Genomic DNA, 23,411 nt, shown 5'->3' with positions numbered 1-23,411 from the left:
CATGCCTGCGTCGAACAGACCGCCCATGGTAACCTTGCGCCCATCGCGGAAAAGCCCGGCGGATGCCCCGCTTTTGCCCTACATCTTTTAACGAGTTGCCTGACAATCCGATGAATAAAGCCGTCTCCGACCTGTCCTCCCACACCCCGATGATGCAGCAGTACTGGCGCCTGAAGAATCAGCACCCGGATCAGCTGATGTTCTATCGCATGGGCGATTTCTACGAAATCTTCTACGAAGACGCGAAGAAGGCTGCCAAGTTGCTCGACATCACTCTGACGGCACGCGGGCAGTCGGCGGGGCAGGCGATTCCGATGTGTGGGATTCCTTACCATGCGGCGGAAGGGTACCTGGCGAAACTGGTCAAGCTTGGCGAGTCGGTGGTGATCTGCGAGCAGGTTGGCGACCCGGCCACCAGTAAAGGCCCGGTAGAACGTCAGGTGGTGCGGATCATCACTCCCGGTACCGTCAGCGATGAAGCCCTGCTCGATGAACGACGCGACAACCTGATCGCTGCTGTATTGGGCGACGAGCGTTTGTTCGGTCTGGCCGTGCTGGACATCACCAGCGGCAACTTCACCGTGCTGGAGATCAAGGGCTGGGAAAATCTGCTGGCGGAACTGGAGCGGGTCAACCCGGTTGAGCTTTTGATCCCGGACGATTGGCCGAAAGATCTGCCGGCGGAAAAACGCCGTGGCGTGCGTCGTCGCGCGCCGTGGGATTTCGAGCGTGACTCGGCGCTGAAAAGTCTCTGCCAGCAATTCTCCACCCAGGATCTGAAAGGCTTCGGTTGCGAAACCCTGACCCTGGCCATCGGCGCTGCAGGCTGTCTGCTGGCTTATGCGAAAGAAACCCAACGCACCGCCCTGCCCCATTTGCGCAGCCTGCGCCACGAACGTCTCGACGACACCGTGGTACTGGACGGCGCGAGCCGACGCAACCTGGAACTCGACACTAACCTGGCCGGTGGCCGCGACAACACCCTGCAATCAGTCGTCGATCGCTGCCAGACCGCCATGGGCAGCCGCCTGCTGACCCGTTGGTTGAACCGTCCGCTGCGCGATCTGACTGTATTGCTGGCGCGCCAGACCTCGATCACCTGCCTGCTCGACGGTTACCGCTTCGAAAAGCTGCAACCGCAGCTCAAGGAAATCGGTGACATCGAGCGCATTCTTGCGCGGATCGGTCTGCGCAATGCCCGTCCACGCGACCTCGCGCGCCTGCGTGATGCCCTCGGCGCGCTGCCGCAACTGCAAGTGGCAATGACCGATCTGGAAGCGCCGCACCTGCAACGCCTGGCAACCACCACGAGCACCTATCCGGAACTGGCGGCGCTGCTGGAAAAAGCCATTATCGATAACCCGCCAGCGGTAATCCGTGATGGCGGTGTGCTGAAAACCGGTTACGACAGCGAACTGGATGACCTGCAATCGCTGAGCGAAAACGCCGGGCAGTTCCTGATCGATCTGGAAGCGCGGGAGAAAGCCCGTACGGGTTTGTCCCACCTGAAAGTCGGCTACAACCGCATTCACGGCTACTTCATCGAACTGCCGAGCAAACAGGCGGAATCGGCTCCGGCGGACTACATCCGGCGCCAGACGCTGAAAGGCGCCGAGCGCTTCATCACGCCGGAACTGAAAGAGTTCGAGGACAAGGCGCTATCCGCCAAGAGCCGCGCCCTGGCGCGCGAGAAGATGCTCTACGAGGCGCTGCTGGAAGACCTGATCAGCCAGTTGCCACCGTTGCAGGACACCGCTGGCGCGCTGGCTGAGCTGGATGTGCTGAGCAACCTCGCCGAACGTGCGCTGAACCTTGATCTGAACTGTCCGCGCTTCGTCAGCGAGCCGTGCATGCGCATCACCCAAGGTCGTCACCCAGTGGTTGAGCAAGTGCTGACCACGCCGTTCGTGGCCAACGACCTGAGTCTGGATGACAACACGCGAATGCTGGTGATCACTGGCCCGAACATGGGCGGTAAATCCACCTACATGCGTCAGACTGCCCTGATCGTGCTGCTGGCGCATATCGGTAGCTTCGTGCCGGCTGCCAGTTGCGAACTGTCGCTGGTCGACCGGATCTTCACCCGGATCGGTTCCAGCGACGATCTGGCCGGTGGCCGTTCGACCTTCATGGTGGAAATGAGCGAAACCGCCAACATTCTGCACAACGCCACAGAGCGCAGCCTGGTACTGATGGACGAAGTAGGACGTGGCACCAGCACCTTCGACGGTCTGTCGCTGGCATGGGCAGCGGCTGAGCGTCTGGCGCACCTGCGTGCCTACACGCTGTTTGCGACTCACTATTTCGAACTGACCGTGCTGCCGGAAGCCGAGCCGCTGGTGGCCAACGTGCATCTCAACGCAACAGAGCACAACGAGCGCATTGTGTTCCTGCACCACGTGCTACCTGGGCCTGCCAGCCAGAGCTACGGCTTGGCGGTTGCGCAACTGGCCGGTGTGCCAAGCGAAGTGATCATGCGCGCGCGCGAGCACTTGAGCCGCCTGGAAGATACGGCATTGCCGCATGAGACACCGAAACCAGCCGCCAAAGGTAAACCGGCCACGCCACAACAGAGCGACATGTTCGCCAGCCTGCCGCATCCGGTACTGGATGAGTTGGCTAAACTGGATATCGACGACATGACGCCACGCCGTGCGCTCGAAATGTTATATGCACTGAAGAACCGGATCTAAGCACTAAAGAACCGGATATAACGCAAACGGCTTCAAGCTGTTAGAATCTCGCGCGGTTTGGGATGCTGCTGGCTAATTAGCCTGGCCAGCAGACATCGCTCCCGAACCTGGCGACCCCAACCGTGAAGGGGCAACGCTGCCGCCGCCTGAGGAGAAAATTAGAAATGACCTTCGTCGTCACCGACAACTGCATCAAGTGCAAGTACACCGACTGCGTAGAAGTCTGTCCGGTGGACTGCTTTTACGAAGGCCCGAACTTCCTGGTGATTCACCCGGATGAGTGCATCGACTGCGCTCTGTGCGAACCAGAATGCCCGGCCGTAGCCATTTTCTCCGAGGACGAAGTTCCGGAGGAGATGCAGGAGTTCATTCAGTTGAACGTCGAGCTGGCGGAAATCTGGCCGAACATCACCGAGAAGAAAGAATCGCTGCCGGACGCCGAAGAGTGGGATGGCGTCAAAGGCAAGATCAAAGACCTCGAACGCTGATCTGCCTCGCGTTCGATAAAAAGGCCCCTAGCGGGCCTTTTTGCTTTTCCGGGTTCTACTTTTCTGCAGGCAAAAAAAAGGGGCGGTTTGACCCGCCCACATTTTTCCCTATTCCCTGTGTTCCTTTTCATCGTCCTGATGAATCGCATCCTGCGATGTCCTTTCCCCTCATCCTTGAAGGGCGTGTCTGTCCGTCGACACAGCCCTGATAGTAAAGAGTTCCCTGCTCGGAGCAACGGGGCCTGGACGTAAAAGCAGGCTGTCATAAGCACTTCACATTAAAAAATAAACATATAAATCAATAGGTTAAATAATTTCACTGCGAGAAATGGACGTCTGCCTTCCTGTAAAAATAACGAACACTTACGGAAGAGTAAGCCAGGGCTTACAGTCCAAGACTACAAACCTGAGCTGTGCACAGAAATCCGCACTGCGTCGCCTCTCCTTCGGGAGTCCCTACATAAAACAGGATGGTCACTATCCAAGAGGCAACAAAAAGCCCCGAACCAGTCGGGGCTTCTTGTGGGCGGCGGCTCCATGCGTTTACTGGAACAACGACTCGCTCGACAGGCCATTCTTCTCGAGAATTTCCCGAAGGCGCTTGAGGCCCTCCACCTGGATCTGTCTCACCCGTTCCCGGGTCAGGCCGATCTCCAGGCCTACATCTTCCAGCGTACTGCTCTCGTGGCCGCGCAGGCCGAAGCGGCGAATAACCACCTCGCGCTGCTTGTCGGTCAGCTCCGACAGCCATTGATCGATGCTCTGCGACAGGTCGTCATCCTGCAGCAGTTCGCATGGGTCGGTCGGACGATCATCGGTGAGGGTATCCAGCAGGGTTTTATCCGAATCCGGACCCAGCGAGACGTCGACCGAAGAAACCCGCTCGTTCAGGCCCAGCATGCGCTTGACCTCGGCCACTGGTTTTTCCAGCAGGTTGGCGATTTCTTCGGGTGAAGGTTCGTGGTCGAGCTTTTGCGTCAGCTCCCGTGCAGCCCGCAGGTACACGTTGAGCTCCTTGACCACATGAATCGGCAGCCGGATGGTCCGGGTCTGATTCATGATCGCGCGCTCGATGGTTTGACGGATCCACCAGGTCGCGTAGGTCGAGAAGCGGAAACCGCGTTCGGGATCGAACTTTTCCACCGCGCGGATCAATCCGAGGTTGCCCTCTTCGATCAAATCCAGCAGTGACAACCCCCGATTGACGTAACGCCGGGCGATTTTGACCACCAGCCGCAGGTTACTTTCAATCATGCGCTTGCGCCCGGCGGGATCGCCACTTTGCGACAAACGCGCAAAATGAACTTCTTCCTCCGGGGAGAGCAATGGGGAAAAGCCGATTTCGTTGAGATACAACTGCGTGGCATCGAGTGCCCGCGTGTAGTCGATGTACTTATGTTGTTTAAGTGAAGCGGAGTGTTTGGATTTGGAACGAACGGAAGGTGGAGCAGCCCCTTCATCATTCAACATCGAATCCGAATCGATGCCGGCCTCCATAAGGAGAACCTCATCGTCGATGTCAAACTCCGGCACTTCTTTACTGAGAGCCATTGTTATAGTCCTTTGGTGAGTTCGACCCCAAGCTCAAGCGACGCCTTTATCCTTGGCAGCGCTGGAGCCTGTCCCCTCTACGTGACGGAACAGGCTGGCTTACAAATCAACGTCTTGGCAGGAACTGCAGCGGATCTACAGGTTTACCTTGTCGGCGAATCTCAAAATGCAGTTTCACCCGGTCTGTACCCGTTGACCCCATTTCGGCAATTGTCTGTCCGACCTTGACCTGCTGTCCCTCCCGAACCAACAGCCGACGGTTGTGACCGTAAGCACTGACGTAGGTTTCGCTGTGTTTGATGATGACTAATTCGCCGTAGCCCCTTAAGCCACTCCCGGCGTATACCACCGTCCCATCAGACGCAGCTAAAACAGGCTGTCCCAAATCCCCGGCGATATCAATTCCTTTATTCAAACTACCGTTTGAAGAGAATTTTCCAATCAGAATGCCATTAGATGGCCATCCCCAGCCGGTCGGGGCTGGACCCGCTGGAGGCAGTGGAGCTTGGGTTTGCTTGTTGGCGACGGACGGTACTGCACCGGTAGAACCGCCCGCAGAACCGGTGGTTGTAGTGGTGGTCGTGCCATTTGCCTGGCGCCGGATTACCGTAGTTTTGCTGGAGGATGAAGGCGAAGAACTGGCGTTGCTTACCACCGCCGTGGGCGTTGAACCGGCACGACCGTCGAAGCGAATTGTCTGACCCGGATGGATCGTATACGGCGTAGGAATATTGTTCCGGGCTGCGAGGGCTTTGTAGTCCCAGCCGTAGCGAAAAGCGATGGAAAACATCGTATCGCCCGGACGGACCACGTATTGCCCGGTCGTCACTGTAGGACGCTGCGCGACTGCATTGTTGCGATCGACTACCCGGACATTGCTCGATTTGGTGCTGGAGCAACCCACCAGCAAGGTGCTCAAGACAAGGCCAGTCACCAGGCGCTGAAAGCTCGTGTTACCCATACGCTGCGCAATGACTGTGAGACTCACCCGCCGCTCCCTTTGTGGTGGCTGAAAAATTTGAATGCCGGATTCCGGCATAAGTGTCGCAAGTATAACGGGCCGAATCGGCTTTACCTTTAATGAAGCGAAATCGCTTCGCGCACACGTTTGCAAGCTGACAATCTGCGCCGTTTAAACCATCGTCGTCGGAGTAAGACCGAGGCGAACGAAAGGAATTCAGCGCCTGTGAATAAATGCTCAGGCCAACGGCCCATTGAGCAAAGGCACGAAGCGAACAGCGCCCAAAACGTGTCGTGAGAAGCCGTGCTCTTCACGCACGATCAGCATCAATTGCTGTACCTCCCCCGAGCCTACCGGGATCACCAGACGTCCACCCGGAGCCAACTGATCGAGCAACGCTTGCGGCACGTCGGTGGCCACGGCTGTAACGATAATGCCGTTGTAAGGCGACAGGGCTGGCCAGCCTTCCCAACCGTCGCCCCAACGGAACACCACGTTGCGCAAGTTCAACTCGACCAGACGTTCCTTGGCGCGATCCTGCAAAACCTTGATGCGCTCAACCGAGAACACCCGCTCCACCAGTTGCGACAACACGGCCGTCTGGTAACCGGAACCGGTGCCAATCTCCAGCACCTTGTCCAGCGGTCCCGCCTCCAGCAGCAGCTCGCTCATGCGCGCCACCATATAAGGCTGGGAAATGGTCTGGTTATGGCCGATTGGAAGCGCAGTGTCTTCATAAGCGCGGTGCGCCAGCGCTTCGTCGACAAACAGGTGTCGCGGCGTGCGGCGAATCACTTCCAGCACCTTGGCGTTGGACAAGCCTTCTTCGTACAGGCGCTGGATCAAACGTTCCCGCGTGCGCTGGGACGTCATGCCGATGCCGCTGCGCATTCTGTCTTCGTGTTCACGAGCCATCAGCGCAGTCCCTCCAGCCAGCCGTCGAGACTTCTGAAGGCGTCGTTGAAGGTGCGATCGAGCTGCAAAGGGGTGATGGAAACATAGCCTTGCATCACAGCATGAAAGTCCGTGCCCGGCCCGCCATCTTCGGCATCGCCAGCGGCAGCAATCCAATAACCGGCTTTGCCGCGTGGATCGACGACTTTCATCGGCGCCGCCGCCCGGGCACGATGGCCAAGTCGGGTCAGCTGAATGCCGCGAATATGGTCGATGGGCAGATTGGGAATGTTCACGTTGAGCACCGTGCGCGGAGGCAGATCGAGCCCGGCATGGGCCTCGACCAGTTTGCGCGCAAAGTAGGCCGCCGTAGGAAGATTATCCACCTGACGTGAGACCAGCGAAAAGGCGAACGACGGACGCTCGAGGAAGCGTCCTTCAAGGGCGGCCGCCACTGTCCCGGAATACAACACGTCATCGCCCAGATTGGCGCCGAGGTTGATGCCGGAAACGACCATGTCCGGCTCGCGCTCCAGCAAACCGTTAAGGCCCAGGTGCACGCAGTCGGTCGGTGTGCCATTAAGGCTGATAAAGCCGTTGGCCAGATATTGCGGGTGCAACGGACGGTCGAGCGTCAGCGAACTGCTGGCGCCGCTTTTGTCCTGCTCCGGGGCGATAACCACGCACTCGGTGTAATCTGCCAGCGCAGCATAAAGCGCGGCGAGACCGGGTGCGGTTACCCCATCGTCGTTAGAAATCAGAATACGCATGGGCTGTCCGTCTGCCCCACCGGCACCAGATCAACGAGTTCGCGCACCAATACGGTGGCGAAGCATCCGGCCGGGAGGACGAATTCCAGTTGCAGAATGTCAGGCTGGGGATAATGCCACGTCAACCCGCCAATGGGCAGCCGCAGGATACGACGTTCGTGGCTCATGCCGGCGTGAATCAACCAATCTCGCAGATCCGCTTCACGGGCGGCAATCCCCTGCTCCAGTTCATGGACAGCGCCAGCGGCCGGGGAGTCACCTTCGCCCCACTGCGGGCCGGTGGGATGCAGATCGAGAATCGCCAAGCGTGGGTCGCTGCACTCGGCTTCACCCGCCGGGAAAAAGCTGCGGCTATCGGTGAACGCCAACAGATCGCCGACCAGAGATTTTTGCCAGGTGCCATCGGCAACCCGTGCCGCCAGCACCTGATTGAACAGAAAGCTGCGGGCCGTCGACAACAGACGCGAACGCACATTGCGCTGTTCCGGCAACGCCTTGCGTGCCGCCCACGCGCGGGCATCGACGACGTTGCCGCCGTCATGGCCGAAACGCTGGGCGCCGAAATAATTGGGAATGCCTTGCTTGGCGATCAGCAGCAGACGCTCTTCGATCGCGGCCTTGTCACCATTGAACTGCGTCAGACGCAGCGTGAAGCCATTGGCCGAATGCGCACCACGTTGCAACTTGCGCTTGTGCCGGGTGGTTTTGAGAATCTTCAGCGTATCGTTTTCCGCTGCCGACAGATCCGGATCAGCCTTGCCCGGCAGTTGCACGCTGAACCACTGACGGGTCAGCGCCTGACGATCCTTCAGCCCGGCATAACTGACTGTACGCAGCGGCACGCCAGCAGCCTTGGCGATGCGCCGCGCGGCCTCTTCAGTATTCAGGCCGCGTTTTTCCACCCAGATCCACAGGTGTTCGCCGTCGCCGCTAAACGGAATATCGAGGACTTCGTCGACCTGAAAATCTTCCGCGATGGCTTTCAGTACTGCGCTGCCGAGGGGTTCGCCATAGGCCCGCGGGCCGAGCAATTGCAGTTCATTCATGCGCGCAGCAACAAGGCAACGGAGTGCACGGCGATGCCTTCTTCGCGACCGACAAAGCCAAGCTTCTCGGTAGTAGTAGCTTTCACGTTCACTTGATCCAACTCAACTTGAAGATCCGCAGCGATCAGCGCGCGCATTGATTCGATATGCGGGGCCATTTTTGGTGCCTGCGCGACGATGGTGTTGTCGACGTTGCCGACTTTCCAGCCTTTGGCGTGGATCAGCCCGACCACATGACGCAACAACGCACGGCTGTCGGCGCCCTTGAACTGCGGGTCGGTGTCCGGGAAATGTTTACCGATATCACCCAGCGCAGCGGCGCCGAGCAAGGCATCGCTCAAGGCGTGCAGCAGGACATCACCGTCGGAATGAGCGAGCAGCCCGAAGCTGTGTGCGATTTGCACGCCGCCCAGAGTAATGAAATCGCCTTCAGCGAAACGGTGCACATCATAGCCGTGGCCAATACGCATAAGAAAAAACGCCCCGATTTTTGTCAGGGCGTGATTCTACCTGCATTAACCGCGCAGAGCGCGTGCGTGATGCTGCAAGTGGTCGTCTATAAAGCTTGAGATGAAGAAATAGCTGTGGTCGTAGCCCGGTTGAGAGCGCAAGGTCAGCGGATGGCCCGCTTGTTTTGCTGCTTGCAGCAGGGCTTCCGGTTTGAGCTGGGTGGCGAGGAAGTCGTCGCGATCACCTTGATCAACCAGCAGCGGCAGCTTTTCATCGGCCTCGGCGATCAGCGCGCAGGCATCCCATTCTTTCCACTTCGAACGGTCTTCGCCCAGATAACGCAAGAACGCCTTTTGCCCCCACGGGCAATCCATCGGGTTGTTGATCGGCGAAAACGCCGACACAGATTGGTAACGCCCCGGATTGCGCAATGCACAGACCAACGCACCGTGACCACCCATGGAATGGCCGCTGATGCTGCGCTTATCGGACGCCGGAAAATGCGCTTCAACCAGTGAAGGCAATTCCTGCACGACGTAGTCATGCATCCGATAGTGCCGCGCCCAAGGCTCCTGCGTGGCATTCAGATAAAAACCGGCACCGAGACCGAAGTCCCACGCGCCATCCGGATCGCCCGGGACATCAGGGCCACGCGGACTGGTATCCGGTGCCACGATGATCAAACCCAGCTCGGAGGCCATGCGCATGGCGCCAGCCTTCTGCATGAAGTTCTCATCGGTGCAGGTCAGACCCGACAGCCAATACAACACCGGCAGCTTGCCGCCCTGCTCCGCCTGCGGCGGCAGGTACACGGCAAATACCATGTCGCAGCCAAGCACGTCGGATCGGTGGCGATAGCGCTTGTGCCAACCACCGAAACTTTTCTGACAGGAGATGTTTTCCAGACTCATGTAAAGACTCCTACGCGGCCATGGCAACAAGCCTTCACGACTTGTCGCCATATCGCCACAATTGATCAGAAATGAATGACCGTGCGAATGCTCTTGCCTTCGTGCATCAGGTCGAACGCCTTGTTGATATCTTCCAGGCCCATGGTGTGGGTGATGAAAGTATCCAACGGGATTTCGCCGCTTTGCGCCATGTCGACATAGCTTGGCAACTCGGTACGGCCGCGCACGCCGCCGAACGCCGAACCGCGCCAGACGCGACCGGTGACTAACTGGAATGGACGGGTGGAAATTTCCTGACCCGCGCCGGCGACGCCGATGATTACCGACTCGCCCCAGCCTTTATGGCAGCACTCAAGCGCTGCGCGCATCAGTTGCACGTTGCCGATGCATTCGAAGGAGAAGTCGACGCCGCCATCGGTCATGTCGACGATCACTTCCTGGATCGGACGATCAAAGTCTTTCGGGTTCACGCAGTCGGTGGCACCGAGCTGCTTGGCGATTTCGAATTTGGCCGGGTTGATGTCGATGGCGATGATGCGTGCAGCCTTGGCTTTCACCGCGCCGATCACTGCAGACAGGCCGATGCCACCCAAGCCGAAGATCGCCACGGTGTCACCTGGTTTGACTTTGGCAGTGTTGAGCACTGCGCCGATACCGGTGGTGACACCGCAACCGAGCAGGCAAACCTTTTCCAGCGGTGCGTCTTTGGAAATTTTTGCGACGGAGATTTCCGGCAACACGGTGTATTCCGAGAAGGTCGAAGTACCCATGTAGTGGAAAATCGTTTCGCCCTTGTAGGAAAAGCGCGAAGTGCCATCTGGCATCAAACCCTTGCCCTGAGTCGCACGAATCGCCTGACACAGATTGGTCTTGCCTGACTTACAGAATTTGCACTGGCCGCATTCCGGGGTGTACAGCGGAATCACGTGATCGCCTACGGCAACCGACGTCACGCCTTCGCCGATGGCTTCAACGATTGCGCCACCTTCGTGGCCGAGGATCGACGGGAAGATGCCTTCCGGGTCAGCGCCGGACAGAGTGTAAGCGTCGGTGTGGCAAACGCCGGAAGCCACCACACGCAGCAACACTTCACCAGCCTTGGGCATGGCGACATCGACTTCTACGATTTCCAGCGGCTTCTTGGCCTCGAAGGCAACGGCGGCGCGCGACTTGATCATGCTGACTCTCCAGTGAATCCAATGAATAAAAAACCAGACAAGGAGTGTAATACATGGCTTTACGATGAATAATCAGGCCGAAAGCAAAACATTATTGCCACACAGGGATAATCCAGATGTCCGACAATCGCTGGGAAGGCATCGACGAGTTCGTCGCCGTCGCCGAATGCAGCCAGTTCACCGCCGCTGCCGAACGTCTTGGGGTTTCTTCCTCGCACATCAGTCGACAAATCGTACGACTGGAAGAGCGCTTGCAGACACGCTTGCTCTATCGCAGCACACGTCGCGTGACGCTGACCGAAGCCGGGCAAACCTTTCTCCAGCACTGTCAACGTTTGCAGGACGGTCGCGAAGAAGCTTTGCGCGCGGTCGGTGATTTGACCAGCGAACCGAAGGGCATGCTGCGCATGACTTGCGCGGTGGCCTACGGCGAACGTTTTATCGTGCCACTGGTGACGCGGTTCATGGGGCTGTACCCACAACTGCGCATCGATATTGAATTGAGTAACCGCCAACTCGATCTGGTGCATGAAGGGCTGGATCTGGCGATTCGTCTGGGTCGACTACAGGACTCGCGCTTGGTCGCCACACGGCTGGCGCCAAGGCGCATGTATTTGTGCGCATCACCGTCCTACGTCGAACGGTATGGACGCCCACACAGCTTGTCCGAATTGACCCGGCACAATTGCCTGATCGGCAGTTCGGACATCTGGCAGCTTGAGCAAAACGGCCGGGAATTTTCCCAGCGGGTGCAGGGAAACTGGCGTTGCAACAGTGGGCAAGCGGTGCTGGATGCCGCGCTACAAGGGGTTGGTTTGTGTCAGTTGCCGGATTATTACGTGCTGGAGCATCTGCACAGTGGCGCGTTGATTTCGTTGCTGGAGGCGCATCAGCCGCCGAACACGGCGGTGTGGGCGTTGTATCCGCAGCAGCGACATTTGTCGCCGAAGGTGCGCAAGTTGGTGGACTTTCTCAAGGAAGGATTGGCCGAGCGGCCGGAGTATCGAATTTAAAAGCTTTGATCTTCTAGCGGCGGTTAGTCCAACGCTGCCGCAACCATTCCAGATCTTCAGGACGGGTCACCTTGAGGTTATCCGCGCGCCCCTCGATCAGACGCGGCGCCAGGCCCGCCCATTCCATCGCCGAGGCTTCATCGGTGATCACGGCATCTGCCACCAGGCTGTCCGCCAACGCCCGATGCAATGCACCGAGGCGGAACATCTGCGGCGTATAGGCCTGCCAGATCACGCTGCGATCCACGGTCTCGACCACACGACCGTGCTTGTCGACCCGCTTCAGCGTGTCGCGAGCCGGCACTGCGAGCAAACCACCCACCGGATCATCCGCCAGTTCGGCGAGCAACTTGTCGAGATCATCGCGACTCAGGTTAGGCCGTGCTGCATCATGCACCAACACCCAATCCTCATCGTCCGCACCTTGTGCATGCAGATGCAGTAAGGCGTTGAGCACCGAGCCAGAACGTTCAGCCCCACCTTCAACCCGCCGGATGCGCGGATCGCTGACGCACCCAAGGTTCGGCCAATAAGGATCATCAACAGCAAGACTGACCACCACGCCCTTGAGGCTTGGGTGATCGAGGAAACAGCCGAGGCTGTGTTCGAGAATTGTGCGCCCGCCCAATTGCAGATATTGCTTGGGACGGTCCGCGGCCATACGGGCACCGACGCCCGCGGCAGGAATCACGGCCCAGAAGGCCGGCAGAGAATCGATCATTGGGCCAACTGGTAAAGGGTTTCGCCGTCCTTGACCATGCCCAGCTCATGGCGAGCCCGCTCTTCAACGGTCTCCATGCCTTTCTTCAGCTCGCTGACTTCTGCGTCCATCACCCGGTTGCGCTCCAGCAAACCTTCGTTCTCGGCATGTTGCTCAGCAATCTGCTGATTCAGCTCGGCGACTTGCGCCAGACTGCCATTGCCCACCCACAGGCGGTACTGCAGACCGGCCAGCAGCAAGAGCAAAACGAGAAACAACCAGTAAGGACTGCGCATCGAATATCAGGTATCCAGTGAAAAAAGACAGCCACGCCAAAACTTTGAAACGTCTGATAGCACGAAGCCTGGAAGATCCAGGCTTGTGCTGTTAAGGCATCAGATTAGTGGCAAATCCATCGCTGTCACGACTTTTCCGACACAATCCGGTGTCTTTTTACCATTTACTTAGCCGCGGAACTCGGAACGACCGTTGTACTTGGCCTTGCCATTCAACTGCTCTTCGATACGCAGCAGTTGGTTGTACTTGGAAACGCGGTCGGAACGGCACAGCGAACCGGTCTTGATCTGGCCAGCCGAAGTGCCCACAGCCAGGTCGGCAATGGTCGAATCTTCGGTTTCGCCGGAGCGGTGCGAGATCACGGCGGTGTAACCGGCAGCCTTGGCCATCTGGATGGCTTCCAGGGTTTCGGTCAGGGTGCCGATCTGGTTGAACTTGATCAGGATCGAGTTGGCGATCTTTTTATCGATGCCTTCTTTCAGGATCTTGGTGTTGGTCACGAACAGGTCGTCGCCTACCAGTTGAACCTTCTCGCCGATCTTGTCGGTGAGGATCTTCCAGCCAGCCCAGTCGGACTCGTCCAGACCGTCTTCGATGGAGATGATCGGGTAACGCTCGGTCAGACCTTTGAGGTAGTCGGCGAAACCTTCAGCGGTGAACACCTGGCCTTCGCCGGACAGGTTGTACTTGCCGTCTTCGTAGAATTCGCTAGCCGCGCAGTCCAGTGCCAGCGTCACGTCGGTGCCCAGCTTGTAACCGGCGTTGGCCACGGCTTCGGAGATCACTTTCAGAGCGTCTTCGTTGGACGCCAGGTTCGGTGCGAAACCGCCTTCGTCGCCAACTGCAGTGCTCAGGCCACGGGCCTTCAGCACAGCTTTGAGGTGATGGAAAATCTCGGTGCCCATGCGCAGGCCTTCCGAGAAAGACTTGGCGCCAACTGGCTGCACCATGAATTCCTGGATGTCGACGTTGTTATCAGCGTGCTCGCCACCGTTGATGATGTTCATCATCGGAACCGGCATGGAGTAAACACCCGGTGTGCCGTTCAGGTTGGCGATGTGTGCGTACAGCGGCAGATCCTGATCCTGTGCAGCAGCCTTGGCCGCAGCCAGGGACACGGCAAGGATGGCGTTGGCGCCCAGGGTCGCTTTGTTTTCTGTACCGTCGAGCTTGATCATCGCGTGATCCAGGGCTTTCTGGTCGCTTGGGTCGGTACCCAGCAGCAGATCGCGGATCGGACCGTTGATGTTGGCTACCGCTTTGAGCACGCCCTTGCCCAGGTAACGGCTCTTGTCGCCATCACGCAGCTCGAGTGCTTCACGCGAGCCAGTGGATGCACCGGACGGCGCACAAGCGCTGCCGATGATGCCGTTGTCGAGAAGCACGTCCGCTTCCACGGTGGGATTGCCACGGGAGTCGAGAACTTCACGACCTTTGATGTCGACGATTTTTGCCATTGTTGTAAACACTCCAAAGTTGACGAAAACGACGCAGCTAGAGGAAATCTTTTTACCGTCGGCAAGGGGTGTACGGCGGGCAGCTTGCAGACGATAACGCTCATGCCTGAGGGCATGAGCGACAAATCGTGCGGTACTTTACCGGAGAATTGAGGTTTACGCGGTTTCTACCGTCGGAAAACTCTTCACCAACTCGTCCAGAGCTTTGAGCTGGGCCAGGAATGGCTCCAGTTTGTCCAGACGCAAGGCGCAAGGGCCGTCGCATTTGGCATTGTCCGGATCCGGGTGAGCTTCGAGGAACAGACCTGCCAGGCCTTGGCTCATACCGGCCTTGGCCAGATCCAGAACCTGTGCACGGCGGCCGCCGGCGGAGTCGGAACGACCGCCAGGCATTTGCAGAGAGTGGGTCACGTCGAAGAATACCGGGTATTCGAACTGCTTCATGATGCCGAAGCCGAGCATATCGACCACGAGGTTGTTGTAGCCGAAGCTCGAACCACGCTCGCAGAGGATCAATTGATCGTTACCCGCTTCAACGCACTTGTTCAGGATGTGTTTCATTTCCTGAGGCGCGAGGAACTGGGCTTTCTTGATGTTGATGACGGCGTTGGTCTTGGCCATCGCGACAACCAGATCGGTCTGGCGCGACAGGAAGGCCGGCAACTGGATGATGTCGCACACCTCAGCGACGACCGCGGCCTGTTCAGGCTCGTGGACGTCGGTGATGATCGGCACGCCGAAGGCTTGTTTGATGTCCTGGAAGATGCGCATGCCCTCTTCCAGGCCAGGACCGCGATAAGAGGCCACAGAAGAACGGTTGGCCTTGTCGAAACTGGCCTTGAACACGTAAGGGATGCCGAGTTTTTCGGTGACCTTCACGTACTCTTCGCAAACCTGCATGGCCATGTCACGGCTTTCCAGCACGTTCATGCCACCGAACAGCACCATGGGTTTGTCGTTGGCAATTTCGATGTCGCCGACGCGGATGATCTTCTGTGCCATCGGGGTTACGCCTTCTTCTGGTGTTGAGCCAACGCTGCTTTGACAAAACCGCTGAACAGCGGATGGCCATCACGTGGTGTCGAGGTGAACTCAGGGTGGAACTGGCAAGCGACGAACCATGGATGATCCGGTGCCTCGACCACTTCAACCAGGGCCGCATCAGCGGAACGACCGGAGATTTTCAGGCCGGCTTCGATGATTTGTGGCAGCAGGTTGTTGTTCACTTCGTAACGGTGACGGTGACGCTCGACAATCACGTCCTTGCCGTAGCAATCGTGCACTTTGGAACCGGCTTCGAGCAGGCAGTCCTGAGCGCCGAGGCGCATGGTGCCGCCCAGGTCAGACGATTCGGTACGCACTTCAACGGCGCCGGTGGCGTCTTCCCACTCGGTGATCAGACCGACAACCGGGTGACCGCTGGCGCGATCGAACTCGGTGGAGTTGGCGTCTTTCCAGCCCATCACGTTACGGGCGAACTCGATGACGGCCACTTGCATGCCGAGGCAGATGCCGAGGTAAGGAACCTTGTTTTCGCGAGCGTACTGAACGGCAGTGATCTTGCCTTCCACACCACGCAGACCGAAGCCACCCGGTACCAGAATCGCGTCAACACCTTCCAGCAGCGCAGTGCCCTGGTTTTCGATGTCTTCGGAATCGATGTAGCGCAGGTTGACCTTGGTACGGTTGCTGATGCCGGCGTGACTCATCGCTTCGATCAGCGATTTGTAGGCGTCCAGCAGCTCCATGTACTTGCCGACCATGGCGATGGTGACTTCGTGTTCCGGGTTCAGCTTGGCATCGACCACCGCTTCCCACTCGGACAGGTCAGCACTGCCGCATTGCAGGCCAAAACGCTCGACAACGAAATCATCCAGGCCCTGAGAGTGCAGGATGCCCGGGATCTTGTAGATGGTGTCGGCGTCTTCCAGCGCGATCACCGCACGTTCTTCAACGTTGGTGAATTGCGCGATCTTGCGGCGCGAGGACACATCGATCGGGTGATCGGAACGGCAAACCAGTACGTCTGGCTGCAGGCCGATCGAACGCAGTTCCTTGACGGAGTGCTGGGTAGGCTTGGTCTTGGTCTCGCCAGCAGTGGCGATGTACGGAACCAGGGTCAAGTGCATCAGCATCGCGCGCTTGGCGCCGACTTCAAAACGCAGCTGGCGGATGGCTTCGAGGAACGGTTGCGACTCGATGTCACCCACGGTGCCACCGATTTCGACCATGGCCACGTCAGCGTCACCGGCACCCTTGATGATGCGGCGCTTGATTTCGTCGGTGATGTGCGGGATCACCTGGATGGTTGCACCCAGGTAGTCACCACGGCGCTCTTTGCGCAGCACGTGCTCGTAGACACGGCCGGTGGTGAAGTTGTTGTTCTGGGTCATGGTCGTGCGGATGAACCGCTCGTAGTGGCCCAGGTCCAGGTCGGTCTCCGCGCCGTCGTGGGTGACGAACACTTCACCGTGCTGGAACGGGCTCATGGTGCCCGGGTCAACGTTGATGTACGGATCCAGCTTAAGCATGGTGACCTTAAGCCCCCGCGCCTCCAGGATGGCCGCCAATGAAGCCGAGGCAATGCCTTTCCCCAATGAAGAAACAACACCGCCCGTGACGAATATGTAGCGCGTCATGAAAAACCCTAGAAGTCTGCGTTAAAGCGGTACGAGCCGCCGGGGAAAGCGAAGGAAGGCCGAAGCCCCCGATCACCTGCATTAATCACAGTGCACCTTTCAAAAAAACCGCCGCGTTGGGACAGACCGGCTGATGAAACACCGGTACGTTGCTCGCTACACATTTTTTGGAATCGCCCAGCAAAGACTGCTTGGTAATCGGCAACTCCTGCAATTCAGGCGAATCCACAGAAGTTGTATCAAGAAGGGAGCGTAGTCTACCGGAATGCCCCTTTCATCTCAAACCTTGATCTTCGTCTGTTGGCTGCCAATGCAATTTCCAAGCGTCCTGCACATTGCCATCAAGACCCGGCAGGTTCGCCACCGCAAGCAATTCTTCGCCGCGAAACAGCAGCGGCAATCTGCCACGCACGAAGCCCGGCACCGCGCGTTCATTGAGCAGTCGCTTGAGATCACGATGACCGCGATCAGCCAGATGCATCACTTCGCCGCCCTGCCGATAGGCAATGCGCAACGGCCCGACGGGAGTCTGTCCACTGAACATGACACACCCGTTATCGGGCAAGCGTAGCGGTGACGCCGGGGTCTGCCACTCGCCACCGATCACCGGCGTGTGCAGCCAGTCACCGCTGAGCCACCACAAGCGGCCGGCACTGCGGTGCAACTCGCCCTCAGCCAGACGCCAGACCGGTGTCCCATCGTGAGCGGCGTTGCACAGATCCGACCAACCCGACCAATGGTCAGTGTCAGGCAGCCGTGTCAGCGGTTCGAGCCAGTGACTCAAGGCATTTCGCTGACGAGCGGCAGACAGCGCGGCCAGCGGCGCCAACGCCAGTGATCGCAATCCCAGCCATTCGAATTCATGACGGGTGTTGGCTTGAGCCAGATCCATCTGCGCCAGCTCATCGAGCAGGCCTTGCGCCTCACGCAGATGTGCAGCGCTGCGGGCCATGCTGGCCTGCGCTTGCGGCCAGCGATCCGTCAGCGGTGGCAGCACCTGATGGCGCAGGTAATTGCGCGAGAACTGCCGATCCTGATTGGACGGATCTTCGATCCAGTACAACTGGTGAGTTTGTGCGTAGGCTTCCAGCTCCGCTCGGGTAACATCGAGCAACGGCCGAACCAAAGCCCCATGCCCCAGCGGACGCTGTTGTGGCATCCCCGCAAGGCCACGCACTCCCGCACCGCGCATCAGACGAAAAAGCAGGGTTTCGGCTTGATCATCACGGTGCTGACCGGTCAGCAAGACGTCATCAGACTGCGTCACCGAGCTGAGCACCGCAAAACGCGCATCCCGCGCCGCCCGCTCCAGGCTCGCCCCCGGCTGCACCCTCACCCACTCCACTTGCAACGCTATTCCCAATTCATCGCAGACAGACTGGCAGTGCGCCGGCCACGCATCAGCGACAGCCTGAAGGCCGTGATGGACGTGGATGGCGCTCAGCGCCGGCAGGGAGTGGTTTTTGGCGAGATTGGCCAGCAGATGCAGCAGGACGGTGGAATCAAGACCACCGGAGAAGGCGATTCGCCAATGAGAGGCATTGCGCCAAGACTCAAGATTGAGCAGCAGTCGCGACGGCAAATCAATCGATGATCGATCCATATCTTTCTCTTTGCCCAAATCAAATGTGGGAGCGAGCCTGCTCGCGATAGCGGTGCAACAGCCAACACACTGGTTGAATGTTACCCCCTCTTCGCGAGCAGGCTCGCTCCCACATGGGTATTGCGCAGTCGACTTAGAGACCGTAGCTCATCAGTCGATCATAACGACGCTTCAACAGCGCTTCGTTATCGAACTTCTTCAGCATCGCCAATTGCGAGCTCAGCTCGGCGCGAATCGATGCAGCCGCAGCGGCCGGATCGCGGTGCGCGCCGCCCAGAGGCTCGCCAATCACCTTGTCAACGATACCCAGGCCTTTCAGACGCTCGGCGGTAATGCCCATTGCTTCAGCGGCATCCGGCGCTTTTTCGGCGGTTTTCCACAGAATCGAAGCGCAACCTTCCGGCGAAATAACCGCGTAGGTGGAGTACTGCAGCATGTTCAACTGATCGCAGACACCGATCGCCAAAGCACCGCCGGAACCACCCTCACCGATTACGGTGGCGATGATCGGGGTCTTCAGGCGCGACATCACCCGCAGGTTCCAGGCGATCGCTTCGCTCTGGTTGCGCTCTTCAGCGTCGATACCAGGGTAGGCACCCGGGGTGTCGATGAAAGTCAGGATAGGCATTTTGAAACGCTCGGCCATTTCCATCAGACGGCAGGCCTTGCGGTAGCCTTCCGGACGCGGCATACCGAAGTTGCGGCGTACCTTCTCGCGCACTTCACGGCCCTTCTGGTGACCGATGATCATCACCGGCTGATCGTCCAGACGGGCGATGCCGCCAACGATTGCTGCGTCGTCGGAGAAGTGACGGTCGCCGTGCAGTTCGTCAAACTCGGTGAAGATGTGTTCGATGTAGTCCAGGGTGTACGGGCGTTTCGGGTGACGCGCCAGGCGTGCGATCTGCCAGCTGGTCAGCTTGCCGAAGATGTCTTCGGTCAGCGTTTTGCTCTTGTCTTGCAGGCGGGAGATCTCATCGCCGATATTCAGCGAATTGTCATTACCGACCAAGCGCAACTCTTCGATCTTGGCTTGCAGGTCGGCGATCGGCTGTTCGAAATCTAGAAAATTCGGGTTCATAGGCGTCCGTCTTGGGTCGTGTCCCAAATGAGCTTGGGCCGGCCGGTTGTCTATTCGCGCCCTACCTTAAGGAAAAGGCGCGCTAAGGTCGAGATTAAAAATTCAGGTCGCGGGCGAGGCGCTTGATGGCACCCTGCCGGTCAACGGTATTGGAGGAAGACGTTGTCTCGCCCGAACTGGTCACGCAGGGCTTGAATCAAGGCATCCGCCGGGTCGATCCGCCAGGTCTCGCCGAACTGCAGCAAGGTCTTCGCATCAGGACTGGTGTACTCCATGGTGATCGGGCAGGCCCCGCGATGACGCTTGAGCAAATCACCCAACCAGCGTAGCTGATCGCCTTTGAGATCCTGGGTCTGCAACTTCAGACGCAGGCTCTCGGCGAGGTTGGTGCGCGCATCTTCCATGCTCATCACGCGCTTGACCCGCAGGCGCAGGCCGCCGGAGAAGTCATCGTTGCTGACCTCGCCTTCAACCACCACCATCGCGTCGGTCTGCAGCAGCGACTGCGCGGAATGGAACGCTTCGGCAAACAGCGACGCCTCGATCCGCCCGGAGCGGTCGTCAAGGGTGATGAAGCCCATCTTGTCGCCCTTTTTGTTCTTCATCACCCGCAGGGCAATGATCATCCCGGCCACGGTCTGCGTATCGCGGGCCGGTTTCAGGTCGATGATGCGCTGACGGGCGAACCGGCGAATCTCGCCCTCATATTCATCAATCGGGTGACCGGTCAAGTACAGGCCCAAGGTGTCTTTTTCACCTTTGAGGCGCTCCTTGAGGGTCAATTCCTTGGCCTTGCGATGAGTCGCATAAACGTCAGCATCTTCCTCGACAAACAGCCCGCCAAACAGGTCGGCGTGACCACTGTCGTGGGTGCGAGCGGTTTGCTCGGCAGCCTTGATCGCCTCCTCCATCGCCGCCAGCAGCACGGCGCGGTTGCGGTCGATGTTGGCCTGATAAGCCTTTTGTTCGTCGTGGAAATACGGCCCAAGACGATCCAGTGCGCCGCTGCGGATCAGACCGTCGAGGGTGCGCTTATTAATGCGCTTGAGGTCGACACGGGCGCAGAAATCGAACAGATCCTTGAACGGGCCTTCCTGACGCGCCTCGGTGATCGCTTCCACCGGCCCTTCGCCGACACCTTTGATCGCGCCGAGACCGTAAACAATGCGGCCGTCGTCGTTCACCGTGAACTTGAATTCCGAAGTATTCACATCCGGCGCGTCGAGACGCAGCTTCATGGTGCGAATTTCTTCGATCAAGGTCACGACCTTGTCGGTGTTGTGCATGTCCGCCGACAGTACCGCAGCCATGAATGGCGCCGGGTAGTGGGTTTTCAACCAGGCCGTCTGGTACGACACCAGACCATAAGCGGCAGAGTGAGACTTGTTGAAGCCATAACCGGCGAATTTTTCCACCAGGTCAAAAATGTTACCGGCGAGATCAGCGTCGATATTGTTGGTCTTGCAACCTTCAATGAAGCCGCCGCGTTGCTTGGCCATCTCTTCGGGCTTTTTCTTACCCATCGCCCGACGCAGCATGTCCGCACCACCGAGGGTGTAACCGGCCATGACCTGAGCAATCTGCATCACCTGTTCCTGATACAGGATGATGCCGTACGTCGGCGCCAATACTGGCTTGAGGCCTTCGTATTGGTAGTCGGAGTGCGGATAAGCCAACTCGGCGCGACCGTGCTTACGGTTGATAAAGTCATCAACCATGCCGGACTGCAGCGGGCCCGGACGGAACAGGGCCACCAGTGCGATCAAGTCTTCCAGGCAGTCGGGCTTGAGCTTTTTGATCAGCTCTTTCATGCCGCGGGATTCAAGCTGGAAGACCGCCGTGGTTTCAGCTTTTTGCAGCAGCGTGTACGTCGGCTTGTCATCCAGCGGGATAAACGCGATATCCAGGGGCGGCTCGTCGACCTTGGCGCGGTCACGGTTGATGGTCTTCAGCGCCCAGTCGATAACCGTCAGGGTGCGCAGACCGAGGAAGTCGAACTTCACCAGACCGGCAGCTTCAACGTCGTCCTTGTCGAACTGGGTTACCAGACCGTCACCGGCCTCGTCGCAATAGATCGGCGAAAAGTCAGTCAGCTTGGTCGGCGCGATCACCACACCACCGGCGTGCTTGCCGACGTTACGCACAACGCCTTCAAGCTTGCGCGCCATCTCCCAGATTTCTGCAGCCTCTTCATCGACCTTGATGAAGTCGCGCAGAATCTCTTCCTGTTCGTAGGCTTTTTCCAGGGTCATGCCGACTTCGAACGGAATCATCTTCGACAGGCGATCCGCCAGGCCGTAGGACTTGCCCTGCACCCGGGCCACGTCACGCACCACAGCCTTCGCCGCCATGGAACCGAAGGTGATGATCTGGCTTACCGCGTTGCGGCCGTATTTTTCGGCCACGTAGTCGATCACCCGGTCACGACCGTCCATGCAGAAGTCGACGTCGAAGTCGGGCATCGAGACCCGTTCCGGGTTAAGGAAACGTTCGAACAGCAGGTCATATTCCAGCGGGTCAAGGTCAGTGATTTTCTGAACGTAAGCCACCAGCGAGCCCGCACCCGATCCACGGCCAGGACCTACTGGCACACCGTTGCTCTTGGCCCACTGGATAAAGTCCATCACGATCAGGAAGTAACCCGGGAAGCCCATCTGGATGATGATATCCAGCTCGAAATTCAACCGGTCGACATAGACCTGACGCTTGGCTTCGTAATCTTCGGTGGTGTCTTTTGGCAGCAGAACCGCCAGTCGCTCCTCCAGACCGTCGAAGGACACTTTGCGGAAATACTCGTCGATGGTCATGCCATCGGGAATCGGGAAGTTGGGCAAGAAGTGCGTGCCCAGTTTCACGTCGATGTTGCAGCGCTTGGCAATCTCGACAGTGTTTTCGATCGCGTCCGGAATGTCACTGAACAGCTCAGCCATTTCCTCGGCACTTTTGAGGTATTGCTGGTCGCTGTAATTCTTCGAACGCCGTGGATCATCGAGGGCGCGGCCCTCACCGATGCATACACGGGTTTCGTGGGCTGCGAAGTCTTCCTGCTTGATGAAACGCACATCGTTGGTGGCCACCAGTGGCGCGCCAAGCTTGTCAGCCAAGGCCACGGCGCCATGCAGTTGCTCTTCATCGTTGGGACGGTTGGTGCGCTGGATTTCCAGATAGAAGCGATCCGGGAACACCGCCATCCATTCACGCGCCAGTGCTTCGGCCTCGGCCGGGTTGCCACCGATCAGCGCCATGCCGATCTCGCCTTCTTTGGCGGCGGACAGCATGATCAGGCCTTCGTTGGCCTCGGCAACCCACTGGCGCTCGATGATAATCATGCCGTTACGCTGGCCGTCGATGAAGCCGCGCGAGATCAACTCGGTGAGGTTGCGATAGCCCTTGGCGTTCATCACCAACAGACTGATCCGGCTCAGCGGTGCATCCGGATCCTTGTTCGACAGCCACAGGTCAGCGCCGCAGATCGGCTTGATGCCCGCGCCCATGGTGTTTTTATAGAATTTGACCAGGGAACACATGTTGTTCTGATCGGTGACCGCCACGGCCGGCATGTTCATGGCGGTCAGCGCCTTGACCAGTGGCTTGATCCGCACCAGCCCGTCGACCAGGGAGTACTCAGTGTGCAGGCGTAGATGAACGAATGAAGCCGGCATAGTGATCCTGTCCAGTT

General features: G+C 58.5%; 19 protein-coding genes. 3 read left to right on the top strand and 16 right to left on the bottom strand.

Features of this window, described 5'->3' with window-relative positions:
• Positions 1–110 precede the first annotated feature (110 nt).
• Together mutS and fdxA are read left to right on the top strand one after the other, a co-directional pair.
• Positions 111–2,693: a DNA mismatch repair protein MutS gene (mutS, locus tag PSH79_RS05835; protein WP_305441661.1), complete on the top strand. Its 2,583-nt coding sequence runs from the start codon at positions 111–113 to the stop codon at positions 2,691–2,693.
• Between the two features lie 164 nt (positions 2,694–2,857).
• Positions 2,858–3,181, top strand: coding sequence for a ferredoxin FdxA (gene fdxA / locus PSH79_RS05830; RefSeq protein WP_007908827.1), 324 nt, complete (start codon positions 2,858–2,860; stop codon positions 3,179–3,181).
• A gap of 543 nt (positions 3,182–3,724) precedes the next feature.
• Here fdxA and rpoS read toward each other — a convergent pair.
• From rpoS to PSH79_RS05790, 8 genes are all read right to left on the bottom strand, one after another.
• Positions 3,725–4,732, bottom strand: a complete 1,008-nt coding sequence (gene rpoS, locus PSH79_RS05825) for an RNA polymerase sigma factor RpoS (protein WP_305441659.1) — start codon at positions 4,730–4,732, stop codon at positions 3,725–3,727.
• Positions 4,733–4,838: 106 nt separating this feature from the next.
• Positions 4,839–5,720: a peptidoglycan DD-metalloendopeptidase family protein gene (locus tag PSH79_RS05820; RefSeq protein WP_187679137.1), complete on the bottom strand. Its 882-nt coding sequence runs from the start codon at positions 5,718–5,720 to the stop codon at positions 4,839–4,841.
• 210 nt (positions 5,721–5,930) lie between these two features.
• Positions 5,931–6,566 (bottom strand): protein-L-isoaspartate(D-aspartate) O-methyltransferase, encoded by a 636-nt coding sequence (locus PSH79_RS05815; RefSeq protein ID WP_305443887.1) that lies wholly within the window; start codon positions 6,564–6,566, stop codon positions 5,931–5,933.
• Between the two features lie 41 nt (positions 6,567–6,607).
• Positions 6,608–7,357 (bottom strand): 5'/3'-nucleotidase SurE, encoded by a 750-nt coding sequence (gene surE, locus PSH79_RS05810; RefSeq protein WP_187679138.1) that lies wholly within the window; start codon positions 7,355–7,357, stop codon positions 6,608–6,610.
• A complete protein-coding gene (truD, locus tag PSH79_RS05805) occupies positions 7,345–8,403 on the bottom strand; it encodes a tRNA pseudouridine(13) synthase TruD (protein WP_305441658.1) in 1,059 nt (352 codons plus the stop codon). Before truD ends, surE begins: the two co-directional genes overlap by 13 nt.
• Complete coding sequence (gene ispF / locus PSH79_RS05800) at positions 8,400–8,873, bottom strand: 2-C-methyl-D-erythritol 2,4-cyclodiphosphate synthase (protein WP_187679140.1); 474 nt, start codon at positions 8,871–8,873, stop codon at positions 8,400–8,402. Before ispF ends, truD begins: the two co-directional genes overlap by 4 nt.
• 45 nt (positions 8,874–8,918) lie before the next feature.
• Complete coding sequence (gene fghA, locus PSH79_RS05795) at positions 8,919–9,764, bottom strand: S-formylglutathione hydrolase (RefSeq protein ID WP_305441656.1); 846 nt, start codon at positions 9,762–9,764, stop codon at positions 8,919–8,921.
• Between the two features lie 65 nt (positions 9,765–9,829).
• The gene (locus tag PSH79_RS05790) at positions 9,830–10,942 is read right to left on the bottom strand and encodes an S-(hydroxymethyl)glutathione dehydrogenase/class III alcohol dehydrogenase (RefSeq protein WP_008081726.1); all 1,113 of its coding nucleotides are present in this window, start codon (positions 10,940–10,942) and stop codon (positions 9,830–9,832) included.
• Positions 10,943–11,058: 116 nt separating this feature from the next.
• Between PSH79_RS05790 and PSH79_RS05785 the strand changes: the two genes are divergently transcribed.
• Positions 11,059–11,955, top strand: coding sequence for a LysR substrate-binding domain-containing protein (locus tag PSH79_RS05785; RefSeq protein WP_305441655.1), 897 nt, complete (start codon positions 11,059–11,061; stop codon positions 11,953–11,955).
• A gap of 13 nt (positions 11,956–11,968) precedes the next feature.
• Here PSH79_RS05785 and ispD read toward each other — a convergent pair whose 3' ends face one another.
• The 8 genes from ispD to dnaE all read right to left on the bottom strand — a co-directional run bounded on the left by ispD (position 11,969) and on the right by dnaE (position 23,394).
• Positions 11,969–12,676, bottom strand: a complete 708-nt coding sequence (gene ispD, locus PSH79_RS05780; RefSeq protein WP_305441653.1) for a 2-C-methyl-D-erythritol 4-phosphate cytidylyltransferase — start codon at positions 12,674–12,676, stop codon at positions 11,969–11,971.
• Positions 12,673–12,951, bottom strand: coding sequence for a cell division protein FtsB (gene ftsB, locus PSH79_RS05775; protein ID WP_095189352.1), 279 nt, complete (start codon positions 12,949–12,951; stop codon positions 12,673–12,675). The genes ispD and ftsB overlap by 4 nt, the downstream gene beginning before the upstream one ends.
• A 168-nt stretch (positions 12,952–13,119) precedes the next feature.
• Positions 13,120–14,409 carry a phosphopyruvate hydratase gene (eno, locus tag PSH79_RS05770; protein ID WP_042557893.1) on the bottom strand — a complete coding sequence of 430 codons (1,290 nt, stop codon included), beginning with the start codon at positions 14,407–14,409 and terminating at the stop codon, positions 13,120–13,122.
• 156 nt (positions 14,410–14,565) lie between these two features.
• Positions 14,566–15,411 carry a 3-deoxy-8-phosphooctulonate synthase gene (kdsA, locus tag PSH79_RS05765; protein WP_095189353.1) on the bottom strand — a complete coding sequence of 282 codons (846 nt, stop codon included), beginning with the start codon at positions 15,409–15,411 and terminating at the stop codon, positions 14,566–14,568.
• Between the two features lie 5 nt (positions 15,412–15,416).
• Complete coding sequence (locus PSH79_RS05760) at positions 15,417–17,048, bottom strand: CTP synthase (RefSeq protein WP_095189354.1); 1,632 nt, start codon at positions 17,046–17,048, stop codon at positions 15,417–15,419.
• 274 nt (positions 17,049–17,322) lie between these two features.
• Positions 17,323–18,651 (bottom strand): tRNA lysidine(34) synthetase TilS, encoded by a 1,329-nt coding sequence (gene tilS / locus PSH79_RS05755; RefSeq protein WP_305441652.1) that lies wholly within the window; start codon positions 18,649–18,651, stop codon positions 17,323–17,325.
• A gap of 133 nt (positions 18,652–18,784) precedes the next feature.
• Positions 18,785–19,732, bottom strand: a complete 948-nt coding sequence (locus PSH79_RS05750; RefSeq protein WP_042557889.1) for an acetyl-CoA carboxylase carboxyltransferase subunit alpha — start codon at positions 19,730–19,732, stop codon at positions 18,785–18,787.
• Between the two features lie 140 nt (positions 19,733–19,872).
• Positions 19,873–23,394 carry a DNA polymerase III subunit alpha gene (gene dnaE / locus PSH79_RS05745; protein WP_305441651.1) on the bottom strand — a complete coding sequence of 1,174 codons (3,522 nt, stop codon included), beginning with the start codon at positions 23,392–23,394 and terminating at the stop codon, positions 19,873–19,875.
• Positions 23,395–23,411: the final 17 nt, after the last annotated feature.

The organism is Pseudomonas sp. FP2196, from assembly GCF_030687715.1.
Classification (GTDB): Bacteria; Pseudomonadota; Gammaproteobacteria; order Pseudomonadales; family Pseudomonadaceae; genus Aquipseudomonas.
This window is presented reverse-complemented; position numbering and strand designations above follow the sequence as displayed.